Source organism: Nocardia macrotermitis, assembly GCF_009604405.1.
GTDB lineage: Bacteria > Actinomycetota > Actinomycetes > Mycobacteriales > Mycobacteriaceae > Nocardia > Nocardia macrotermitis.
In genome coordinates, this window is the sequence record NZ_WEGK01000015.1 from 148,529 (window position 1) to 165,550 (window position 17,022).

10 protein-coding genes and 1 tRNA gene are annotated in these 17,022 nt (G+C 66.9%); 5 read left to right on the forward strand and 6 right to left on the reverse strand.

All coding sequences use genetic code 11. From position 1 onward, the window contains the following. Positions 1 to 141 precede the first annotated feature (141 nt). Positions 142 to 2,526 carry a xanthine dehydrogenase molybdopterin binding subunit gene (gene xdhB, locus NRB20_RS29475; RefSeq protein WP_319945551.1) on the reverse strand — a complete coding sequence of 795 codons (2,385 nt, stop codon included), beginning with the start codon at positions 2,524 to 2,526 and terminating at the stop codon, positions 142 to 144. 220 nt (positions 2,527 to 2,746) lie between these two features. Continuing rightward, complete coding sequence (locus tag NRB20_RS29480; RefSeq protein WP_319945552.1) at positions 2,747 to 4,240, reverse strand: xanthine dehydrogenase small subunit; 1,494 nt, start codon at positions 4,238 to 4,240, stop codon at positions 2,747 to 2,749. A gap of 482 nt (positions 4,241 to 4,722) precedes the next feature. Between NRB20_RS29480 and NRB20_RS29485 the strand changes: the two genes are divergently transcribed. Both NRB20_RS29485 and NRB20_RS29490 read left to right on the forward strand, forming a co-directional pair. Continuing rightward, positions 4,723 to 6,093: a nucleobase:cation symporter-2 family protein gene (locus tag NRB20_RS29485; protein ID WP_153414669.1), complete on the forward strand. Its 1,371-nt coding sequence runs from the start codon at positions 4,723 to 4,725 to the stop codon at positions 6,091 to 6,093. Between the two features lie 134 nt (positions 6,094 to 6,227). After that, positions 6,228 to 7,112 (forward strand): sterol desaturase family protein, encoded by an 885-nt coding sequence (locus NRB20_RS29490; protein ID WP_153414670.1) that lies wholly within the window; start codon positions 6,228 to 6,230, stop codon positions 7,110 to 7,112. 86 nt (positions 7,113 to 7,198) lie between these two features. Here NRB20_RS29490 and NRB20_RS29495 read toward each other — a convergent pair. Next, positions 7,199 to 7,272, reverse strand: a tRNA-Met gene (locus tag NRB20_RS29495). 536 nt (positions 7,273 to 7,808) lie between these two features. Between NRB20_RS29495 and NRB20_RS29500 the strand changes: the two genes are divergently transcribed. Next, complete coding sequence (locus NRB20_RS29500; protein WP_153414671.1) at positions 7,809 to 8,357, forward strand: transglycosylase family protein; 549 nt, start codon at positions 7,809 to 7,811, stop codon at positions 8,355 to 8,357. A gap of 99 nt (positions 8,358 to 8,456) precedes the next feature. Here NRB20_RS29500 and NRB20_RS29505 read toward each other — a convergent pair whose 3' ends face one another. Continuing rightward, the gene (locus tag NRB20_RS29505) at positions 8,457 to 11,459 is read right to left on the reverse strand and encodes a UPF0182 family protein (RefSeq protein WP_319945553.1); all 3,003 of its coding nucleotides are present in this window, start codon (positions 11,457 to 11,459) and stop codon (positions 8,457 to 8,459) included. Positions 11,460 to 11,689: 230 nt separating this feature from the next. On the opposite strand from NRB20_RS29505, the gene NRB20_RS29510 reads away from it, so the two are divergent. Beyond that, positions 11,690 to 12,283, forward strand: coding sequence for a PPA1309 family protein (locus NRB20_RS29510; RefSeq protein WP_319945554.1), 594 nt, complete (start codon positions 11,690 to 11,692; stop codon positions 12,281 to 12,283). Positions 12,284 to 12,514: 231 nt separating this feature from the next. Here NRB20_RS29510 and NRB20_RS29515 read toward each other — a convergent pair whose 3' ends face one another. Continuing rightward, on the reverse strand, positions 12,515 to 13,540 hold the full coding sequence (locus tag NRB20_RS29515) for a YlbL family protein (RefSeq protein ID WP_319945555.1): 1,026 nt from the start codon (positions 13,538 to 13,540) through the stop codon (positions 12,515 to 12,517). A gap of 50 nt (positions 13,541 to 13,590) precedes the next feature. Between NRB20_RS29515 and NRB20_RS29520 the strand changes: the two genes are divergently transcribed. After that, complete coding sequence (locus NRB20_RS29520; protein WP_153414673.1) at positions 13,591 to 14,991, forward strand: zinc-dependent metalloprotease; 1,401 nt, start codon at positions 13,591 to 13,593, stop codon at positions 14,989 to 14,991. A 111-nt stretch (positions 14,992 to 15,102) separates the two neighbouring features. Here NRB20_RS29520 and NRB20_RS29525 read toward each other — a convergent pair whose 3' ends face one another. After that, positions 15,103 to 16,548 carry a carboxylesterase/lipase family protein gene (locus NRB20_RS29525; RefSeq protein WP_153414674.1) on the reverse strand — a complete coding sequence of 482 codons (1,446 nt, stop codon included), beginning with the start codon at positions 16,546 to 16,548 and terminating at the stop codon, positions 15,103 to 15,105. Between the last annotated feature and the right edge of the window lie 474 nt (positions 16,549 to 17,022).

Consider the following 17,022-nt stretch of genomic DNA (forward strand, 5'->3'; position numbering starts at 1 on the left):
GCGAGACCGATATATCAGCCTGTCCTGCAACATCTTTCGCGACAGAAAGATGTATCTCGCACCACAGCACGCCCGCGCCGCCGGTCGGAAAACCCGACTCCCGATCGACCCGAAATCGCGGAACAGCAACCACCCGAGTCATCACACACCACTTAAAATGCTTGTGCTGCTCGCGATCTCGGTGGTATCGCCGCGTCCGGCGCGACGTGCCCGCTCGATCGCCCAGTAGACCGCCTCGGGAGTGGCGGGTGCGCCGAGGTCGACGCTGATTCCGGCCGGGCCGAAGGACGCGACCGCCGCGCGCAATGCCTCGCGCACCGAGAACGCCAGCATCAGCGGTGGTTCGCCGACGGCTTTGGAGCCGTAGACCGCGCCCTCCTCGGTGACGTCGGCCAGCAGTTCGACATTGAACACCTCGGGCATCTCCGAGAAACTGGGCAGCTTGTAGGTGCTGGCGGCCTGGGTCAGCAGGCGGCCGCGGCCGGGGCCGTCGCCGGTGTCCCAGCGCAGGTCCTCGAGGGTGAGCCAGCCCGCGCCCTGCACGAAACCGCCCTCGATCTGGCCGATATCGATCAGCGGGGACAGGCTCTCACCCACGTCGTGCACGATGTCGACCCGCCGGATCCGGTAGGCCCCGGTGAAGCCGTTCACCTCCACCTCGCAGGCCGCCGCGCCGTAGGCGAAGTACTTGAACGGCGAACCACGCATACTCGCCGCGTCCCAGTGCAGGCCCTCGGTGCGGTAGAAACCGGCCGCGGACAGTTGCACCCGTTGCCGATACGCGGTTCGCACCAGATCGTCCCAGGCGATGCCGTCGCCGGACGCGCCCAGCGGCTGGGCCACACCGTCCACGATCCACACATCCGCGGCACCGCAACCGAGTTGTGTCGCGGCCACTTGCGAAAGTCGTTCGCGCAGTTGGTCACACGCGTTCTTGATGGCCGCGCCGTTGAGGTCCGCACCGGAACTGGCCGCCGTCGCCGAGGTGTTCGGCACCTTGTCGGTCCGGGTCGGGGCCAGGCGCACCGCGTCCAGCGGAATCCCCAGCGTCGTCGCGGCGACCTGCATCATCTTCGTGTGCAGCCCCTGCCCCATCTCGGTGCCGCCGTGATTGATCAGGACCGAACCGTCCTTGTAGATCAACACCAGCGCGCCACCCTGGTTGAACGCGGTGAGATTGAACGAGATACCGAATTTGACCCCGGTGACGGCCAGGCCGCGCTTGTGGTCCCGATGCGCGGCGTTGAACGCCTCGATCTCCCGGCGTCGCGAGGCCAGGTCGGCGTTCTCGCGCACCTGCCGCCACACCGCCCCGATCCGGTCCGGAGTACGCACCGGCTGCCCGTACGGCGTGCACTGCCCCGCGGAATAGAAGTTGCGACAACGTAATTCGGCCGGATCCAGGCCCAGCAGCGGCGCGCACCGTCCGAGCAGATCCTCCATCACGAGCATGCCCTGCGGCCCGCCGAAGCCGCGGAAGGCGGTGTTGGAAGTCTTGTGCGTCTTGGCGATTCGGCCGCTGATGCGGGCGTGCGGAATCCAGTAGAGATTGTCGACGTGGCACAGCGCGCGAGCCAGCACCGGTTCCGACAGGTCCAGACTCCAGCCGCCGTCGGCGGTGAGGGTCGCGTCCAGGGCGCGCAGCCGACCGTCGGCGTCGAATCCCACCCGCCACTCGGCGTGGAATCCGTGCCGCTTCCCCGACATGGTCAGATCCTGGGTTCGATTGAGCCGCAACCGAACCGGACGTCCGGTGAGCACGGCTCCGAGCGCCGCGACGGCCGCGAACCCGTGCGGCTGCATCTCCTTACCGCCGAAACCGCCGCCCATCCGCAGGCACTGCACCGTCACCTCGTGATTGCGCACGCCGAGCACGTGCGCGACGATCTCCTGGGTCTCGGAAGGATGCTGGGTGCTGCTCTGCACGAAGATCTGCCCGGCCTCGTCCACCGTGGCCAGCGCCGCGTGCGTCTCGAGGTAGAAATGCTCCTGCCCGGAGAACTCCAGCTCACCGCTGAATATCCGCGCCGATTCGGCGAATCCGGCCTCGATGTCACCGCAGCTCACCTCCGGCCGCGCCCCCTGGAAACTCTCGGCCTCGATCGCCTCGGCAATCGTGATCACCGAGGGCAGCGGCTCGATCTCGACCTCGACCGCCGCCGCCCCCAACCACGCCGCCTCCAGCGTCTCCCCCAGCACCCAGCACACCGCATGCCCGTAGAACATGATCTCGGTGGGAAACAGCGGCTCGTCCTGCTTCACCCCGGCATCGTTGACCCCGGGCACATCCTCGGCGGTCAGCACCCGCACCACCCCCGGCACCGCCAGCGCCGGCCCGGTCCGCAACGCCGACACCCGAGCATGCGCACACATCACCTGCACCGGATACGCGTGCAACACATCCTTGGTCCGATACACCAGATCATCGGTGTACAGCGCCGCCCCGGTGACGTGCAGCGCCGCACTCTCATGCGGCATCGGCACGCCCACCGAAGGATTCTCCGGACGTCGCGACAGCTCACTCACCGTCGATCACCTCCATCCTCATCGCGGCCGGAACGCGCTGCGGCCGAACGTGTTCCACTCCCACGGCTGCCGATCCACCGACCGACTTCCTCGGATCGCGGGCCGAGCCTCGATGCCACTCCGCGCCGCAGACCGGCGATCCGCGCTCACCAGGGCACCATCCTTTGTGCAGCCCTATCGGTTAGGGTTGTGACCTCTCGGTCCCGGTGGGTGTATGGCCTCATGCGTGGACCTCTTCGCCTGTGCGCGAATACAACTCACGCAGACTCTGGCCGAGCATGGCCCGGCGGTATTCCGCGCTGGCCCGGTGGTCGTCCAGCGGGGTGCCCTCGGATTCGAGAATCCGCACGGCCACCTCGATGGTCTCCGGCGACCACGAACGGCCCAGCAGCGCGGCCTCGGTGTCCCGGGCACGCAGGGGTGTCGCGGCGACCCCGCCGAGTCCGATCCGCACCGTACGCACCACACCGTCCTCGACATCGATCGCGAAAGCCACTGCGACACTGGAGATATCGTCGAAGCGGCGTTTCGCGATCTTGTGGAACCCGCACAGCCGGGCGAACGGCCGGGGAATGCGCACGGCGCGAATCAACTCGTCGGGGCGGCGGACACTGCGCCGGTACCCGGTGAAGTAGTCGGCCAGATCCACCTCACGCTCCCCCACCGGACCGGCCAGCAGCACCGACGCACCCAACGCCAGCAGCGCCGGGGCCGCGTCACCGATGGGCGAGCCGGTGCCGAGGTTGCCGCCCAGCGTCGCGCTGTTGCGGATCAGCCGAGAAGCGAACTGCGGGAACAACTTCGACAGCAGCGGCACACCGCCCGCAAGCCGCCGTTCGAGTTCGGTGAGCGTCAACGCCGCACCCAACTCGAGGTGATCGGGTTCGACGCGCAGCTCACGCAATTCGGGCAGCTGATCGACGGCGATGACATACCCGGCACGGCGATCGCGGATGTTCACCTCCACACCCCAGTCGGTGCAGCCCGCGACGACGACCGCGTCAGGGCGCTCGCGCAGCAGATCCAGCGCGGCGGGAAGCGTCGCGGGCCGAACGAAGGCGCGGCCGTCCTGCTCGAGCACGGTCGGCACCGGTTCCGGCGGCGCGTCGGACACCCGACGGGCGAGCGGATCATCGGCGGCGGGCATGCCGACCGCGAAAGCCGCATCGCGAATCGGACGATATCCCGTGCAGCGGCACAGATTTCCGCTCAACGCGTGCAGATCGAACCCGTTCGGGCCGTGCTCGGCATCCGCCGCGCCATCGGCCGCGGCGCGATCGGGCCGATAGTATTCCGCCGCCATACTGCACACGAATCCCGGTGTGCAGTAACCACATTGGGACCCACCGCGAACCGCCAGCTCGCGCTGCACCGGATGCAACGCCCCGGGCGTACCCAGCCCCTCGGCGGTGACCACCTCCTGCCCGTCCAATGCGGCGACCGGAATCAGGCAGGCGTTCACCGCGATCCACTCGGTGCGCCCGACCACCCCCGCACGAGCGAGCAACACCGAACACGCGCCGCATTCCCCCTCGGCGCAACCTTCCTTGCTCCCGGTGAATCCCCACTGCCGCAGGAATTCCAGCAGCGTGGTCGTCGGCGCGGCCGGAGAAATCGGCATGAGTTCCCCATCGACCGTGATCCGCGCCGTCACCATGGCGAACCCTCTTTTCGTTCTCGATCGACAATCACCATTCCAGTCGGCTTTCTGCATCGAGCCTGCGAAGAAAAATCGGTGGCGCACAACGAACGCGCCGAAAATCCGGAGTCGGACGACATCGTCCGGAACGATACGGAATACCCCGGTCAGCAGCCGTGCGCGACGCGGCCGGGAATCCAGACCCGGTGGTGGGCGAGACGACGCAGATCGCACTCGACACCCATCCCGATCACCTCCTCAGCTCGGCCGTACAGACGGTGGAATTTCAACGTAGCCACCGCTCACACGGCCGGTCAAGCATCGGTGCGGGCGCCACACACCTTTGGGATGATCCTCCGAACGACGCAACGTATTTCGACGTCCCGCTCGGATTATCCGCCGAACCGGAGCGACGGTGGTGTTACCTCCGGTAAACATATCGTTGCGACCCGACCGGGCACCGGCTCCACCCATTTACGCTTGCGCCTCGGGAGTTCGTCGCACGAATTTCCCGCGACATTTCGTGCCGGGAGTTCCGGTCGTTCAGGAGGCTTGCCATGCCATTGCGCTTCTCGCGTCCCTCACACAATCCCGACGCCGGACCGCCACATCCGGTCGACGAGGTGCCGCGCCCGGCCCGGCTCACCCTCCTGGGCCTGCAACATCTGGCGATCATGTACGCCGGTGCGATCGCGGTGCCGCTGCTGGTCGGCGGTGCGCTGAAACTGCCGCAGCACACGATCGGCGTGCTGGTGAACGCCGACCTGCTGGTCTCGGGCATCATCACGATCGTGCAGTCGGTCGGCATCGGCCGGATCCTGGGCGTGCGGCTGCCGATCGTGGCCGGGGCGACGTTCACCGTCGTCTCCCCGATGATCCTGATCGCCCAGCAGTTCGGCGGCGGCGAGGTGGGCCTGCCCGCGGTCTACGGCGCGATTCTGGTGTCCGGTGTCTTCGGCCTGATCATCGCGCGCTTCTTCGCCACCGTGGCCCGCTTCTTCCCGCCGCTGGTGTCCGGCTGTGTGATCTGCGTGATCGGGTTGTCGCTGATCGGCGCGGACGCCGGGCTGATCGCCGGTAACGACGTGAAATCGCCGGAGTACGGCCAGATTTCGCATATCGCGCTGGCCGGGCTGGTGATCCTGCTCATCGTGCTGCTGCACCGGTTCACCCGCGGCCTGATCAATCAGCTGGCGGTGCTGCTCAGCATCGTGATCGGGACGATCGTCGCGATACCCATGGGGCTGGTTCATCTTTCGGCGGTCGGCAAGGCCGGATGGTTCGGCATCTCGCAGCCGTTCCTGTTCGGTGCGCCCCAATTCCACGTCGCCGCAATCATTTCCATGTGTGTGGTGATGTTGGTGACGTTCACCGAATCGACCGCGGATATCGTCGCGGTGGCCGAGATGGTCGACAAACCGCTCGCGCCGGGCGATCTGGCGCGCGGTCTGGCCGCCGACGGCCTGTCCGGTGTGCTGGCCGGACTGATGAACTCCTTCCCCGACACCGCGTTCGCCGAGAACGTCGGCCTGGTCGAGCTGACCGGGGTGCGCAGCCGCTGGGTGGTGTCGGTGTGCGGCGTGTTCCTGGTGATCCTGGGTTTGATCCCGAAGGTCGGCAGTCTCGTTGCGGCACTTCCGGATCCGGTGGTCGGCGGGGCGGCGACGGTGATGTTCGCGATGGTCACCGCGGTGGGGCTGCGCATCCTGCACAAGGTGGAGTTCGAGGGCACGCAGAACATGTTGATCATCGCGGTGACGTTGTCGGTGGCGCTGCTGCCCTCGGTCGCGCCGAGCTTCTACACGAAGTTCCCCACCGATTTCCAGATGATCGCCGGTAGTCCGATCACCTCCGCGGTGATCGTGGTGTTCGTACTGAATCTGCTGTTCAACCACTGGCGCGTCGGGAAGGAAACCGCGCCGAGCTGATCGCCGGAGCGCGCGGGTATCCCCTGTCCGGGGGACCACCGATCACCTGCCGAGGTGACGATTTCGCCCCCGGATCTTCCTACCGTGGTCGGTGAGCGGCGAATCTAGGGCCGCCGGGTCACCAGGAGGTAGGGATGTCCAGCGGTCTGTTCCTGTACGCGTTGCCCGCGTTCGCGGTGTTGATGCTCGTCGAATGGGTGGGCTACCGGCTCGATCCGGATCGTCGCGGCGGCACCGTCCGCGACTCGGCCACCAGTATCTCGATCTATCTGCTGGGCCGGGTGGGCAAGCTGTTCGAGCGCTTCCTGGTGCCGTTCTCCATTCTCGGGGCGGCGGTCGCGCTGACACCGTGGCATCTGAATCCGCACAGTTGGTGGGTGTGGGTGCTGGGCCTGGTGGTCACCGATTTCTGTTACTACTGGGCGCATCGGGCCGATCACCGGATCCGGCTGCTGTGGGCCGGGCACAGCGTGCACCACTCCAGCCAGCAGTTCAATCTGACCACCGCGGTGCGGCTGCCCTGGCTGATCCCCGGGACGTTCCTGCGCTCGGCCGCCTGGATTCCCGCCGCGCTGATCGGGCTGCCGCTGTGGATGATCTTCCTGTTGCAGTCGATCGGCCTGCTCTACCAGTTCCCGATCCACACCCAGCGGATCGGAAAGCTGCCCGCCGCAATCGAATACGTCTTCAACACGCCCTCGCACCATCGCGTCCACCACGGCTCCAACAACCCGTACCTGGACAAGAACTACGCCGGCATCCTCGTCATCTGGGACCGCATGTTCGGCAGTTACGCCGAGGAACTCGAACCGGTCCGGTACGGCCTGACCAAGAACATCGACACCCACAACCCGATCAAGGTCAACTACCACGAGTTCGTCCGCATGCTCTCCGACGTCCGTCACGCGCACACCTGGCGAGCCCGTCTCGGCCACATCTTCGCCCCGCCCGGCTGGACCCCGGAACCCGTCGCAGCGCACCCCGTGACGACCCGGGAACCGGTCGGGGTTACCGAGTAGCGCCCAGCGCTGGAAAGTTCCCGCCCGCACCTCGCAGAAAAATGGAAAACGGCCCGGAACCTGGTGGTTCCGGGCCATTTCGCTAGTAGCGGGGACAGGATTTGAACCTGCGACCTCTGGGTTATGAGCCCAGCGAGCTACCGAGCTGCTCCACCCCGCGTCGGTGAACACAACATTACACACGGGTGGTTCGCGATCGCAAATCGCCTGGTCGGCAGCGGTTTTCGGGGCTCCGAACGGCAGGTGTGGATGATCTTCGAATACACCGCCGTCATGTGACTGTCATCACATCGCAATGGACGCAGGGGGCGCGACAGCCGTCAGGACGCACACGCACGCGTGCGTTTCCAACGCAAGAGCAAAATAACGTGACCCGCCACACAAATTGTCGGTGATAAGTGTCACATCACGGACGAATAACAGACCGACCGGGATTCATCATTACGGCATTGCCGACCTGCATCGACAGCGATTTCCCAGTTATTCGCTTCATGCAATTCCGTAAGTTATCAAGACGTGATCTGCCGAGATTTGTTCGTTATGGTCGTCAACGACCCGGATCGACACCGTGACGGGCACCCATCCGAACCGCTGCACACCGGCGACCCTGCCCCGCGGTCCGGGAAACCCCGAACACCTGGGGGCAGGGACCGGCGGATCTTCGCCGTGTCGGCGGGCACGGGGAGGGACAAACACATGAACAAGAACCGGAAGATCAGCAGTCGCGCCCTCGGCTTCGCCGCCGTGACCGGCGCTCTTGTTGCCGTCCCGTTCGGAATCGCCGGGACCGCCTCCGCCGCGCCGACCCACGACTGGGACGGCGTCGCACAGTGTGAGAGCGGCGGAAACTGGCACATCAACACCGGCAACGGCTACTACGGCGGCCTGCAGTTCACGCAGAGCACCTGGCGGGCCAACGGTGGCGCGGGCCTGGCCAGCGAGGCCAGCAAGGACGAACAGGTCCGCGTCGCGGAGAACGTGCTCAACTCCCAGGGCGCCGGCGCCTGGCCGGTCTGCGGCAGGTACCTGCGCTGGGGTCCGACCCCCGCCCCCGAGGCCGCCGCGGCCCCCAAGCCCGCTCCGGCCCCGGCCGCACCCGCCGCCCCGGCCCCCGGCAGCCGCGAGGCCGTGATCGCCCAGGCCCAGGACGCCGGTTCCAAGGTCGCCAAGCAGTTCGGCTTCGATTCGCAGTACCAGCAGGTGCTCCAGCAGAACAGCGGGCTGATCCAGTCGCTGGGCCGCTGATCCGGCGTAGCGACTCCGCCATACCGGAGACGCGAACGGCGTCGCCATCATCGATGATGGCGACGCCGTTCGCGTACTACCCAGGTATTACCGGTCTGTCTAACCCCCGGACTTGTGGTAGTCGTCGATGGCCTTCTGCAGATCCTGGAAGGCCGAACCCAACTTCCCGAGATCACCGGACTTCTGCGCGTCCTGCACGCTCTTGAGTGCGGTGTTGAGCTCCTGCACCGCCGCATCGCGCGCGGCCGAGGAACCGGTCGGCGGGATCACCGGCGGCGGCTGGGTCGCACCCTGATTCGGATTGGTGTTCTGATTCGGTGACGTACTCGACGTGGACTGTCCCGGCTGCTGCGTCGCCGCATTGCCCAGGCCGGGCTGCATGCTGTTGAGCGCGTCGCCGAGGGTGGCCTCGTAGCCGACGTTGCCGCCGTAACTGGCCAGCACCTTCACCAACTGTGGGAACGATGCCGCACTGGCGCTGTTGCGTTCCAGATACCAGGGCTCGACGTACAGGATGCCGCCGTCGCCGATGGGCAGGGTGAGCAGATTGCCGTATCTGATCTTGTTGGTATTGCCACCGGTCAGGGTCGTCCGCTCATTGGAGACGCGGGCGTCGGTCGTCATCGAGGTCTGCACCTGTTGCGGACCCTGGGTCTGCGAATCGGTCGGTAGTTGCAGCACCGTGAACTTGCCGTAGTCGACCGGATCCGAACTCACCGAGATGTACGCGGCCAGGAACTGCCGCTTGTAACCGACCATCGCGCTGGTCAGATCGAAGGACGGCTGCCCGGTGGCCGAATTGCCCTTGAGCACGTAGTACGGCGGCTGATTCGCGCTGGTCGGCGTGTCCGAGGTCGGATCGCTGGGCACCGACCAGAACGCGTTGTTGGTGAAGAACTCGCGCGGATCGTCGACGTGGTAGCGGCCCAGCATGTCGCGCTGCACCTTGAACAGATCCTCCGGATACCGGAAGTGCGCGCGCAGTTGCGGGGTGATCGCGCTGGCCGGTTTCACCGTGCCGGGGAACACGCCCTCCCATGCCTTCAGCACCGGATCGGTCGGGTCGACGGCGTAGAGGTTGACCGTGCCGTCGTAGGCGTCGACGGTCGCCTTCACCGAGTTGCGGATGTAGCTGACCTCCTTGCGCGGCAGCACCCGGCCGGTGTTCTGGTCGATGCTGTCCTGGGTCAGCCCGTCCAGCGAGGAGTGCTGGGCGTAGGGGTAGTTGTCCAGGGTGGTGTAGGCGTCCACGATCCACTGGATGCGGCCGTTCACCACCGCCGGGTAGACGTCGTTGTCGGTGGTGAGCCACGGCGCCACCTGCTGCACACGGTCGCGGGGATCGCGGTTGTAGATGATCTTCGAATCCGAGCCGATCGCACCGGAGAACAGGATGTTGCGCTGGGCGTACTTGGCGGCGAAGGCCAGGCGGTTGAACCAGTTGCCGATCGGCACGCCGCCCTTGCCGTCGTAGGTGAATTGCTTTGTGCCGGTGTCGTATTCGCGCGGGGGCTGATCGTTGCCGCCGACGATGGCGTAATCGTCGTCGGATTTGGCGATCATCTCGCCGAAGTAGATCCGCGGCTGATCGACCTGGATCGCTTCCTTGTCCTTCTGCGAGAACAGGTCGCTGACGGTCGACTTGTCGCCGACGTTGAACACCGGGTAGCCGTAGGTGCCCGAGCTCGTGTTGGTCCCGTTGGCCACGCCTGTGGCCGCCTGCGAGGTCTCCTTGGGCGGCGCGACGTTGACGCGGTTGGCCGGGGCGGCGACGAATCCGTCGCCGTGGGTGTAGACGGTGTGCTTGTTGATCCAGTCGGTCTGGTTACCGGACAGGTTCTGCGGCACCAACTCTCGCGCGGCGACGATGTAGTCCTGCACCTGACCGTCGATCGTGTAGCGGTCGATGTCGAGCGGATCCGGGAAGCCGTAGAAGTTCTGCAACTGCTGACGCTGGATGAACGTCTGGGTCAGCAGATTCGGATCCAGCAGGCGGATGTTGGCGATGGTCTGCTGATCGGCCGAGATGGTGGCCGGATCCTTGGTCTGATTACCCGAGTAGTCGACGTACTGCACCTTGTCGCCGTCCAGACCGTACGCGTGCCGGGTGGCCTGGATGTTGCGCTCGATGTAGGCGGACTCCTTGGTGGCCGCGTTCGGGCGCACCTCGAACTGCTCCACGATCAGCGGCCACACCGCCCCGACCAGAATCGAGGACAGCACCAGCAGCGCCGCCGCCATCGCCGGAACTCGCAAGTCCCGCAACACGACTCCGGCGAAGAAGGCCAGCGCGCAGATGATCGCGATGGACAGCAGGATCAGTTTGGCGGGCAGCACCGCGTTGATATCGGTGTACGAACCACCGGTGAACGTCGGCTCCTTGCGCGTGCTGGACAGCAGCGAGTACCGGTCGAACCAGTAGGCGATCGCCTTGAGCAGCACGAAGATTCCCGCGAGGATCGCGAGCTGGATGCGCGCCGGACGGGTCAGCGTGCCCTCGCGCCCGGCCAGCCGCAGCCCGCCGAAGACGTAGTGCGTCACCAGATTCGCGAAGAACGCGATCACCGTGGCGACGAACAGCCAGTTCAGCAGCATCTTGTAGAACGGCAGATTGAACGCGTAGAAGCTGACGTCCAGATGGAACTGCGGATCCTGCACGCCGAACGCGCCGCCGTGCAGGAACAACTGCACCGTCACCCAGCTCGACTGCGCCACCAGCCCGCACAGCAGGCCCACCAGCAGCGGCAGGCCGATGCCGAACAGCCGCAACCGGCCCATCACCGTGGTGCGGTATCGGGCGATCGGGTCGTTGGGGCCGGAGACCGGGACGAACACCGGCCGGGTGCGATAGGCCCCCAGCAGCGCCAGCCAGATGATCACCCCGACCACCAGGGTCACCACCACGAACAAGATGATCCGGGTGAACAGCACGGTGGTGTACACCTTGCGGAAACCGACCTCGCCGAACCACAACCAGTTGGTATAGGCGTCGGTGAGCCGGGGCCCGACCAGCAGCAGTGCCGCTATGACGAGGGCCGTCACCAGCAGCACACGGCTGCGGCGGGACAGCGAAGGTAAGCCTGTCGGGGGGCGCATGCCCACGATGCCACTCTCCCAGGTCCGGCGGAGCACCGATCCGAGTTACCGACCGGCGCACCGCAGTTGCTTGCGTTGCGGGTGGTCCGTGCGGACCAGTGCGCCCCACTCTACGTAAATCCGGATCACGTGCACCGATCTCCCTGAGGAAGCGGGTGCGTGTGCTGGTGCAGGGTGTGCGGATGCGAGCGGGCCGACGCGCGGACGCGGCTCCCGGCCCCCTAAACTCAGCGCGCGTGACCGTAGACAACCCGGCCTCCGCCCTCTACCGCTGTATTCGCGAAGTGGCGGAGTTCGCCGATGCCGAAGGGTGGGACCGGCCGCCGCAGATGTTCGCCCTGGTGCCGACCGCGGATCTGGTGGCCGCCGAACCGGCACTCCAGGATCAGCTCGACGACGGCGCGGAGCTGACACCCATTGCGCAGGAACCACTTCCGGACGATGTGACCGGTGAGCTGGCGCTCGACGAATTCCTGGCCACCACCAGCTGGCCCGAGGCCGTGCGCGGCTGCGTACTGGTCCAGCAGATCGTGGTGCTGCCGCCCGACGCCGAACAGACCCTGGACGACGCCATCGCCCCGCTGCTCGCCGACCGCGACGCCGCCGACCGCGCGGCCCGCGACGCCGCCATCACCCACCCCGGCCGCCGCGACGCCCGCCTGTTCGCCGGCGTCCTGCGCGAAGGTGTCTCCCTGTGCCTGTTGCAGGTCCGCCCCGACGAGGACGACGAGGACGATCTCTTCGGCAACGACATCGACCTGCGCACCGCCCCCAACCTCGCCCCCAACCTGATCGAGGCGCTCGCCCATACTTTGGAGAACGAGAACTGACTGTATTCTTGGCCTCCGCTCCGCTCCGGCGGGTCGGGGCCCCCGAAGGGCCGATTCTTCCCTCCTCCGCTTCGCTCCCCCGCTCCGTCAGTCCAGAATCGACCCGGGCCCCGACCCTTGCTGTCGGCGTTATTTGGAGTTGGCGGAACTGGGTGACCTAGTTGTCGATGGTTGGCGGAACTGGGTGACTTACGGTCGGCGCGCTATTCGAGGTCGATGAGCTGGGCAATCTCAGCCGCAGCTAGGCGTGGGTTTGCCCACGTTCAGATCGTTGAGGGCGTTGACGGCGGTGGTGAGGGTGTCGACCTTGATCAGTCGCAGGCCGTTCGGGGTGCGCTGCCGGGCCTCGTTGCAGTTGTCGGCGGGGACCAGGAAGGTCTCGGCGCCGGCGTCGTGGGCGGCGATCATCTTGTACTGGATGCCGCCGATCGGGCCGACCTTGCCGTCCGGATCGATGGTGCCGGTGCCCGCGATGAACTTGCCGCCGTTGAGTTTTCCGGTGCTGAGCTTGTCGACCAGGCCGAGGCTGAACATCAGCCCGGCCGACGGACCACCGATATCGGCGAGATTGAAGTCGACCTGGATCGGGCCCTGCGCGACCTCGGTGGGCGTCATGCCGAGATAGCCCTTGGCCGAATCATCCGGGCGCGCTGCGAGTTTCACCTGGACGGTCTGCTCGGCGCCGCCGCGGCGCACCACGATCGGCACCACCACACCCGGCTTCTCGCCCTGGATCGCGCTCACCACATCGGCGGAGGTGGCCACCGCCTTACCACTGATGTCGACGATCTGATCGCCCTTGTTCAGCAGCCCCTTGGCCGGGCCGTTGTCGGCCAGACCGGCCACCTGCACATCGGTCGGATATTTCAGGAAGTGCAGCGCGGCCAGTTCCGCGTTGTCCTCGGAATTCTTGAAGTCCTGTTGATTGGACTTGTCGACTTCGTCACGCGGCACGCCCGGCGGATAGACCTCCGCGCGCGGCACCAGACCGTAATTCCCGTCGGCCCACAACCCGAACGCCTCGAAGATATTCAGCCCGTCGCGAACGGACACCGTTGTCATATTGAGATTTCCGGAGGTCGGATTCACCGTCGCGCCCCGCACGTCGACGACCTGTTTACCCTCCACCACGCCGAGGGTATTGAAGGTCGGACCAGGGCCGAGTGCGACGAAGGGCACCGTCACGGCGCTACCGGCGATACCGAGTGCCAGGACGGGTATCAGGGCGGCCAACAGGGTGAGGATCCGACGATTCACCCGGCCCACAGTAGCGGCTCGGCTTCCGGCACCCGCGTAGCCTTGGGTGCATGAGCGAAGTGCCCTTCGGATTCTCGAACCGCGATGACGACGACGACCGCAAACGCGGCGACGAGCATGGTGGTACCGGCGGCGCGAACAATCCGTTCGAATTCGCCATGGGCGGTTCGGGCGCGGCCTTCGATCCGTCGCAACTCGGCCAGATGCTGACCTCACTGGGGCAGATGTTCTCCACCATGGGTCAGCCCGGCTCGTCGCAGGACGGCCCGGTGAACTACGACATCGCCAAGCGCCTGGCCCGCCAGCAACTCGGCGCGAGCGTGCCGCCGGTGTCGGCGGGTTCGCAGAGCGCGGTGGCCGATGCCGCGCATCTGGCCGAACTGTGGCTCGACGCTGCGACCACGTTCCCCGCCGGTGCGACCCGGACCGTGGCCTGGACCGCCAACGACTGGATCGAGGAGACGCTCGCGACCTGGAAGCGGCTGTGTGATCCGGTGGCCGAGCAGGTCTCGGGCATGTGGACCACGACGATGCCCGCCGAGGCCAAGGAGTTCGCCGGTCCGATGCTCGGCATGCTCGGGCAGATGGGCGGGCTGGCATTCGGTTCGCAGCTCGGGCAGGCGCTGGGCCAGCTCGCCGGTGAGGTGCTGACCTCCACCGATATCGGCCTGCCGCTGGGCCCGGACGGCGCCGCGGCGCTGCTGCCCGCGGCGATCACCGAATTCAGCAAGGGGCTGGAGCGTCCCGAGAGCGAGATCCTGGTCTATCTGGCCGCGCGCGAGGCCGCCCACCAGCGGTTGTTCGCGCATGTGCCATGGTTGCGGCAACAGGTGCTGGGCGCGGTCGAGGATTACGCGCGCGGCATCCGGATGGATTTCTCGGCCATCGAGGAGGCCGCGCAGGGCATCGATCCGATGATGCTGACCGATCCGGCCAAACTCGAGGAGTTGCTCTCGCAGGGCACATTCGAGCCGCAGACCACGCCCGAGCAGCAGGCCGCGCTCGAACGCCTGGAGACGATGCTCGCGCTGATCGAGGGCTGGGTTCAGGTCGTGGTGAGCGAGGCGGTCGGTGATCGGCTGCCCGGCGCCGGCGCACTGGCCGAGACACTGCGGCGACGTCGCGCGACCGGCGGCCCGGCGGAGCAGACCTTCGCGACGCTGGTCGGCCTGGAGTTGCGGCCCCGCAAGCTGCGCGAGGCGGCCGAGCTGTGGCGGCGGCTGACCACCGACGCCGGGATGCAGGCCCGCGACGCGATCTGGGCGCATCCGGATCTGCTGCCCAGCTCGACCGATCTGGACAATCCGGCCGGTTTCATCGACGGCGTGATCGGCGGGGGCACAGGCGAATTCGACGATCCGATCGCCCAGCTCGCCGAGACCGAGGCGCGCGAGCGGCGGGAGCGCGAGGCGAAGCGGGACGACAAGCCCGAGGACGGCGCCGGAAGCTAGTCGGATCGGCCGTGTCCCACGCACGGCCGCACGGGCGGACCCCTTCGTCGCCGCACTTCGCCGAATGCCGAATATGGGTGGCGCGCAGCCGATTTCGCTGTGCGCTCGGCTTCAGCGGATCCAGAGTGGGCGTTGCGCGGCGAAGGGGTCCGCGGCCACGTACGACGCGTCGTTCCAGATCATCACCTGCCGCGTGGCCGGGGTGTAGCGCGGCCACCGCGGGCCCGGATCGCCGTCGCGCACGAATGCGACCCAGGCCGCATGCATTTCGGCGGCCAGGGCCTGTGGCGGATTGCCGCCCTCGACATCGGTGACGCCCCGGGCGGCGAGCAGGTCGAAGGCGAACGGAAGGTCCAGGCAGTGCGCGGCCAGGCCGTGATAGCCGCCGGAAGCCGTTGACATACGGGCGAATTCGTACAACCAGGTCGGGCGGCCGCGACGGGCGTGATCCTCGGCGAGTTCGTAGGATGGGCCGCGGATGGCCCGATCGCTGACGATCTGGCCGACCAGTTGTCCGGCGGTGTAGCCGGGATAGGCTGCGCGATAGCCTTTTTCGGTATCGGCGTCGATCCGCAGCCGGGCCAGTGCGGCCGGGGCGGTCGCATCGGTCGTCTTCGCCGCGACCATGTTGAATTCGTGTCGGGTATAGCCGAGGAGCAGAGGTTTGTCGGCACTGTTGCCCGAATTCAACAGCTGCGCAGTGGATTCGGGGATGAGTACACCGTCGGCGAACGGAGCCAGTTGCAGCACAGCGGGATCGGTGGTCGCGACACCGGGTTTGGGCACCTTGTGCTGTAGTTCGTACAGCTGTTGCCGGGACAGATCCCGCAGTGCCGCAACGGTTGCGGGCACACCGGTCCGGCGGGTGAACACCGCGGCTCCCGCAGCGGCGACGGCATGATCGTTCGGCTGGGCGACCACGCCGGACTGGCAGATCCCGGCGCGGAACAGCGAACGCGCCGGCGGTGCGGCCATCAGCGCCCACACCGCGCCGCCGCCCGCGGACTGACCGGCCACGGTCACCTTGGCGGGATCCCCGCCGAAGGCCGCGATATTGTCCCGGACCCAGGTCAGACCGGCGATCCAGTCCAGCACCGCACGATTGTCGGGCGCGCCGTCCACGTGCAGGAACCCCTCGAGGCCCAGCCGGTAGCCGAGCGAGACCAGCACCACGCCGTCGCGATTGAACGCCACACCGTCGTACCAGGGGCTGGCCGGTGAGCCGCCGACGAAACCGCCGCCGTGAATCCACACCAGCACAGGCAGTTTCGCGTTCGGCGAGGGATCGGGGGTGAAGACGTTCAGGTTCAGGTAATCCGTGCCCGCGATGCTCGGCTCGGGAATCGTGGTCACCTCCGCGACCGGGTGCAACTGCGCGGTGGGCCCGTACGCGGTGCAGTCCCGGACCTCGGTCCACGGCGCGGGCGGCACCGGTGCGGCGAACCGCAACTCCCCGACCGGCGGCCGCGCATACGGAATGCCCAGGAAGGCGCATCCGGTCGGGCGGCGGACCCCGCGCACCGGGCCGAGTGCGGTGTGGACGGTATCGTGCGGCATCGAATCAGAATGCCCGGTCGAACAGGCCGCCGCCATCGCCAGGGTCCCCAATATCAGAGATCTGCGGCCGAGTCGAGCAGTGTCGTTCCGCTGCAATCCAATTCCCTCTCAGATATGTGAAATCTGTTGTGATGCAAGGCAGTCCATCCGACGCCGACCCAACGTTCACGCAACCTTTCGCAACGGTTCGCCCCGGATCATCCTCTCGCCAATACGGTTTCGTTCCATGAAAGCAATCGCACTTGCGGCTCTCACCGTTCCACTGGTACTTTGCGCCCCGGCTTTCGCCGGTGCGCACACCGTGACCCACGCCGATCAGCCGCGGCCCCGCTGCTGGATCCAGAACGGCCACGAAGTATGCCAGTCGACTCCCCGGCATCAGGCGACCCCTCGGAAGCAGGCCACCCCTCGGAAGCAGCTCGCTCCGCGCCGCTGACCGCCCGCCACGTTCGCGCCTCCACATCCTCTCGACAC

Bases quoted from the DNA above. Each gene is read 5' to 3' on its own strand.
- NRB20_RS29485 (WP_153414669.1), top strand. From the start codon at position 4,723: ATGCCATTGCGCTTCTCGCGTCCCTCACACAATCCCGACGCCGGACCG.
- NRB20_RS29500 (WP_153414671.1), top strand. From the start codon at position 7,809: ATGAACAAGAACCGGAAGATCAGCAGTCGCGCCCTCGGCTTCGCCGCC.
- NRB20_RS29490 (WP_153414670.1), top strand. From the start codon at position 6,228: ATGTCCAGCGGTCTGTTCCTGTACGCGTTGCCCGCGTTCGCGGTGTTG.
- NRB20_RS29525 (WP_153414674.1), bottom strand. From the start codon at position 16,548: ATGCCGCACGATACCGTCCACACCGCACTCGGCCCGGTGCGCGGGGTC.
- NRB20_RS29480 (WP_319945552.1), bottom strand. From the start codon at position 4,240: ATGCAGAAAGCCGACTGGAATGGTGATTGTCGATCGAGAACGAAAAGA.
- NRB20_RS29520 (WP_153414673.1), top strand. From the start codon at position 13,591: ATGAGCGAAGTGCCCTTCGGATTCTCGAACCGCGATGACGACGACGAC.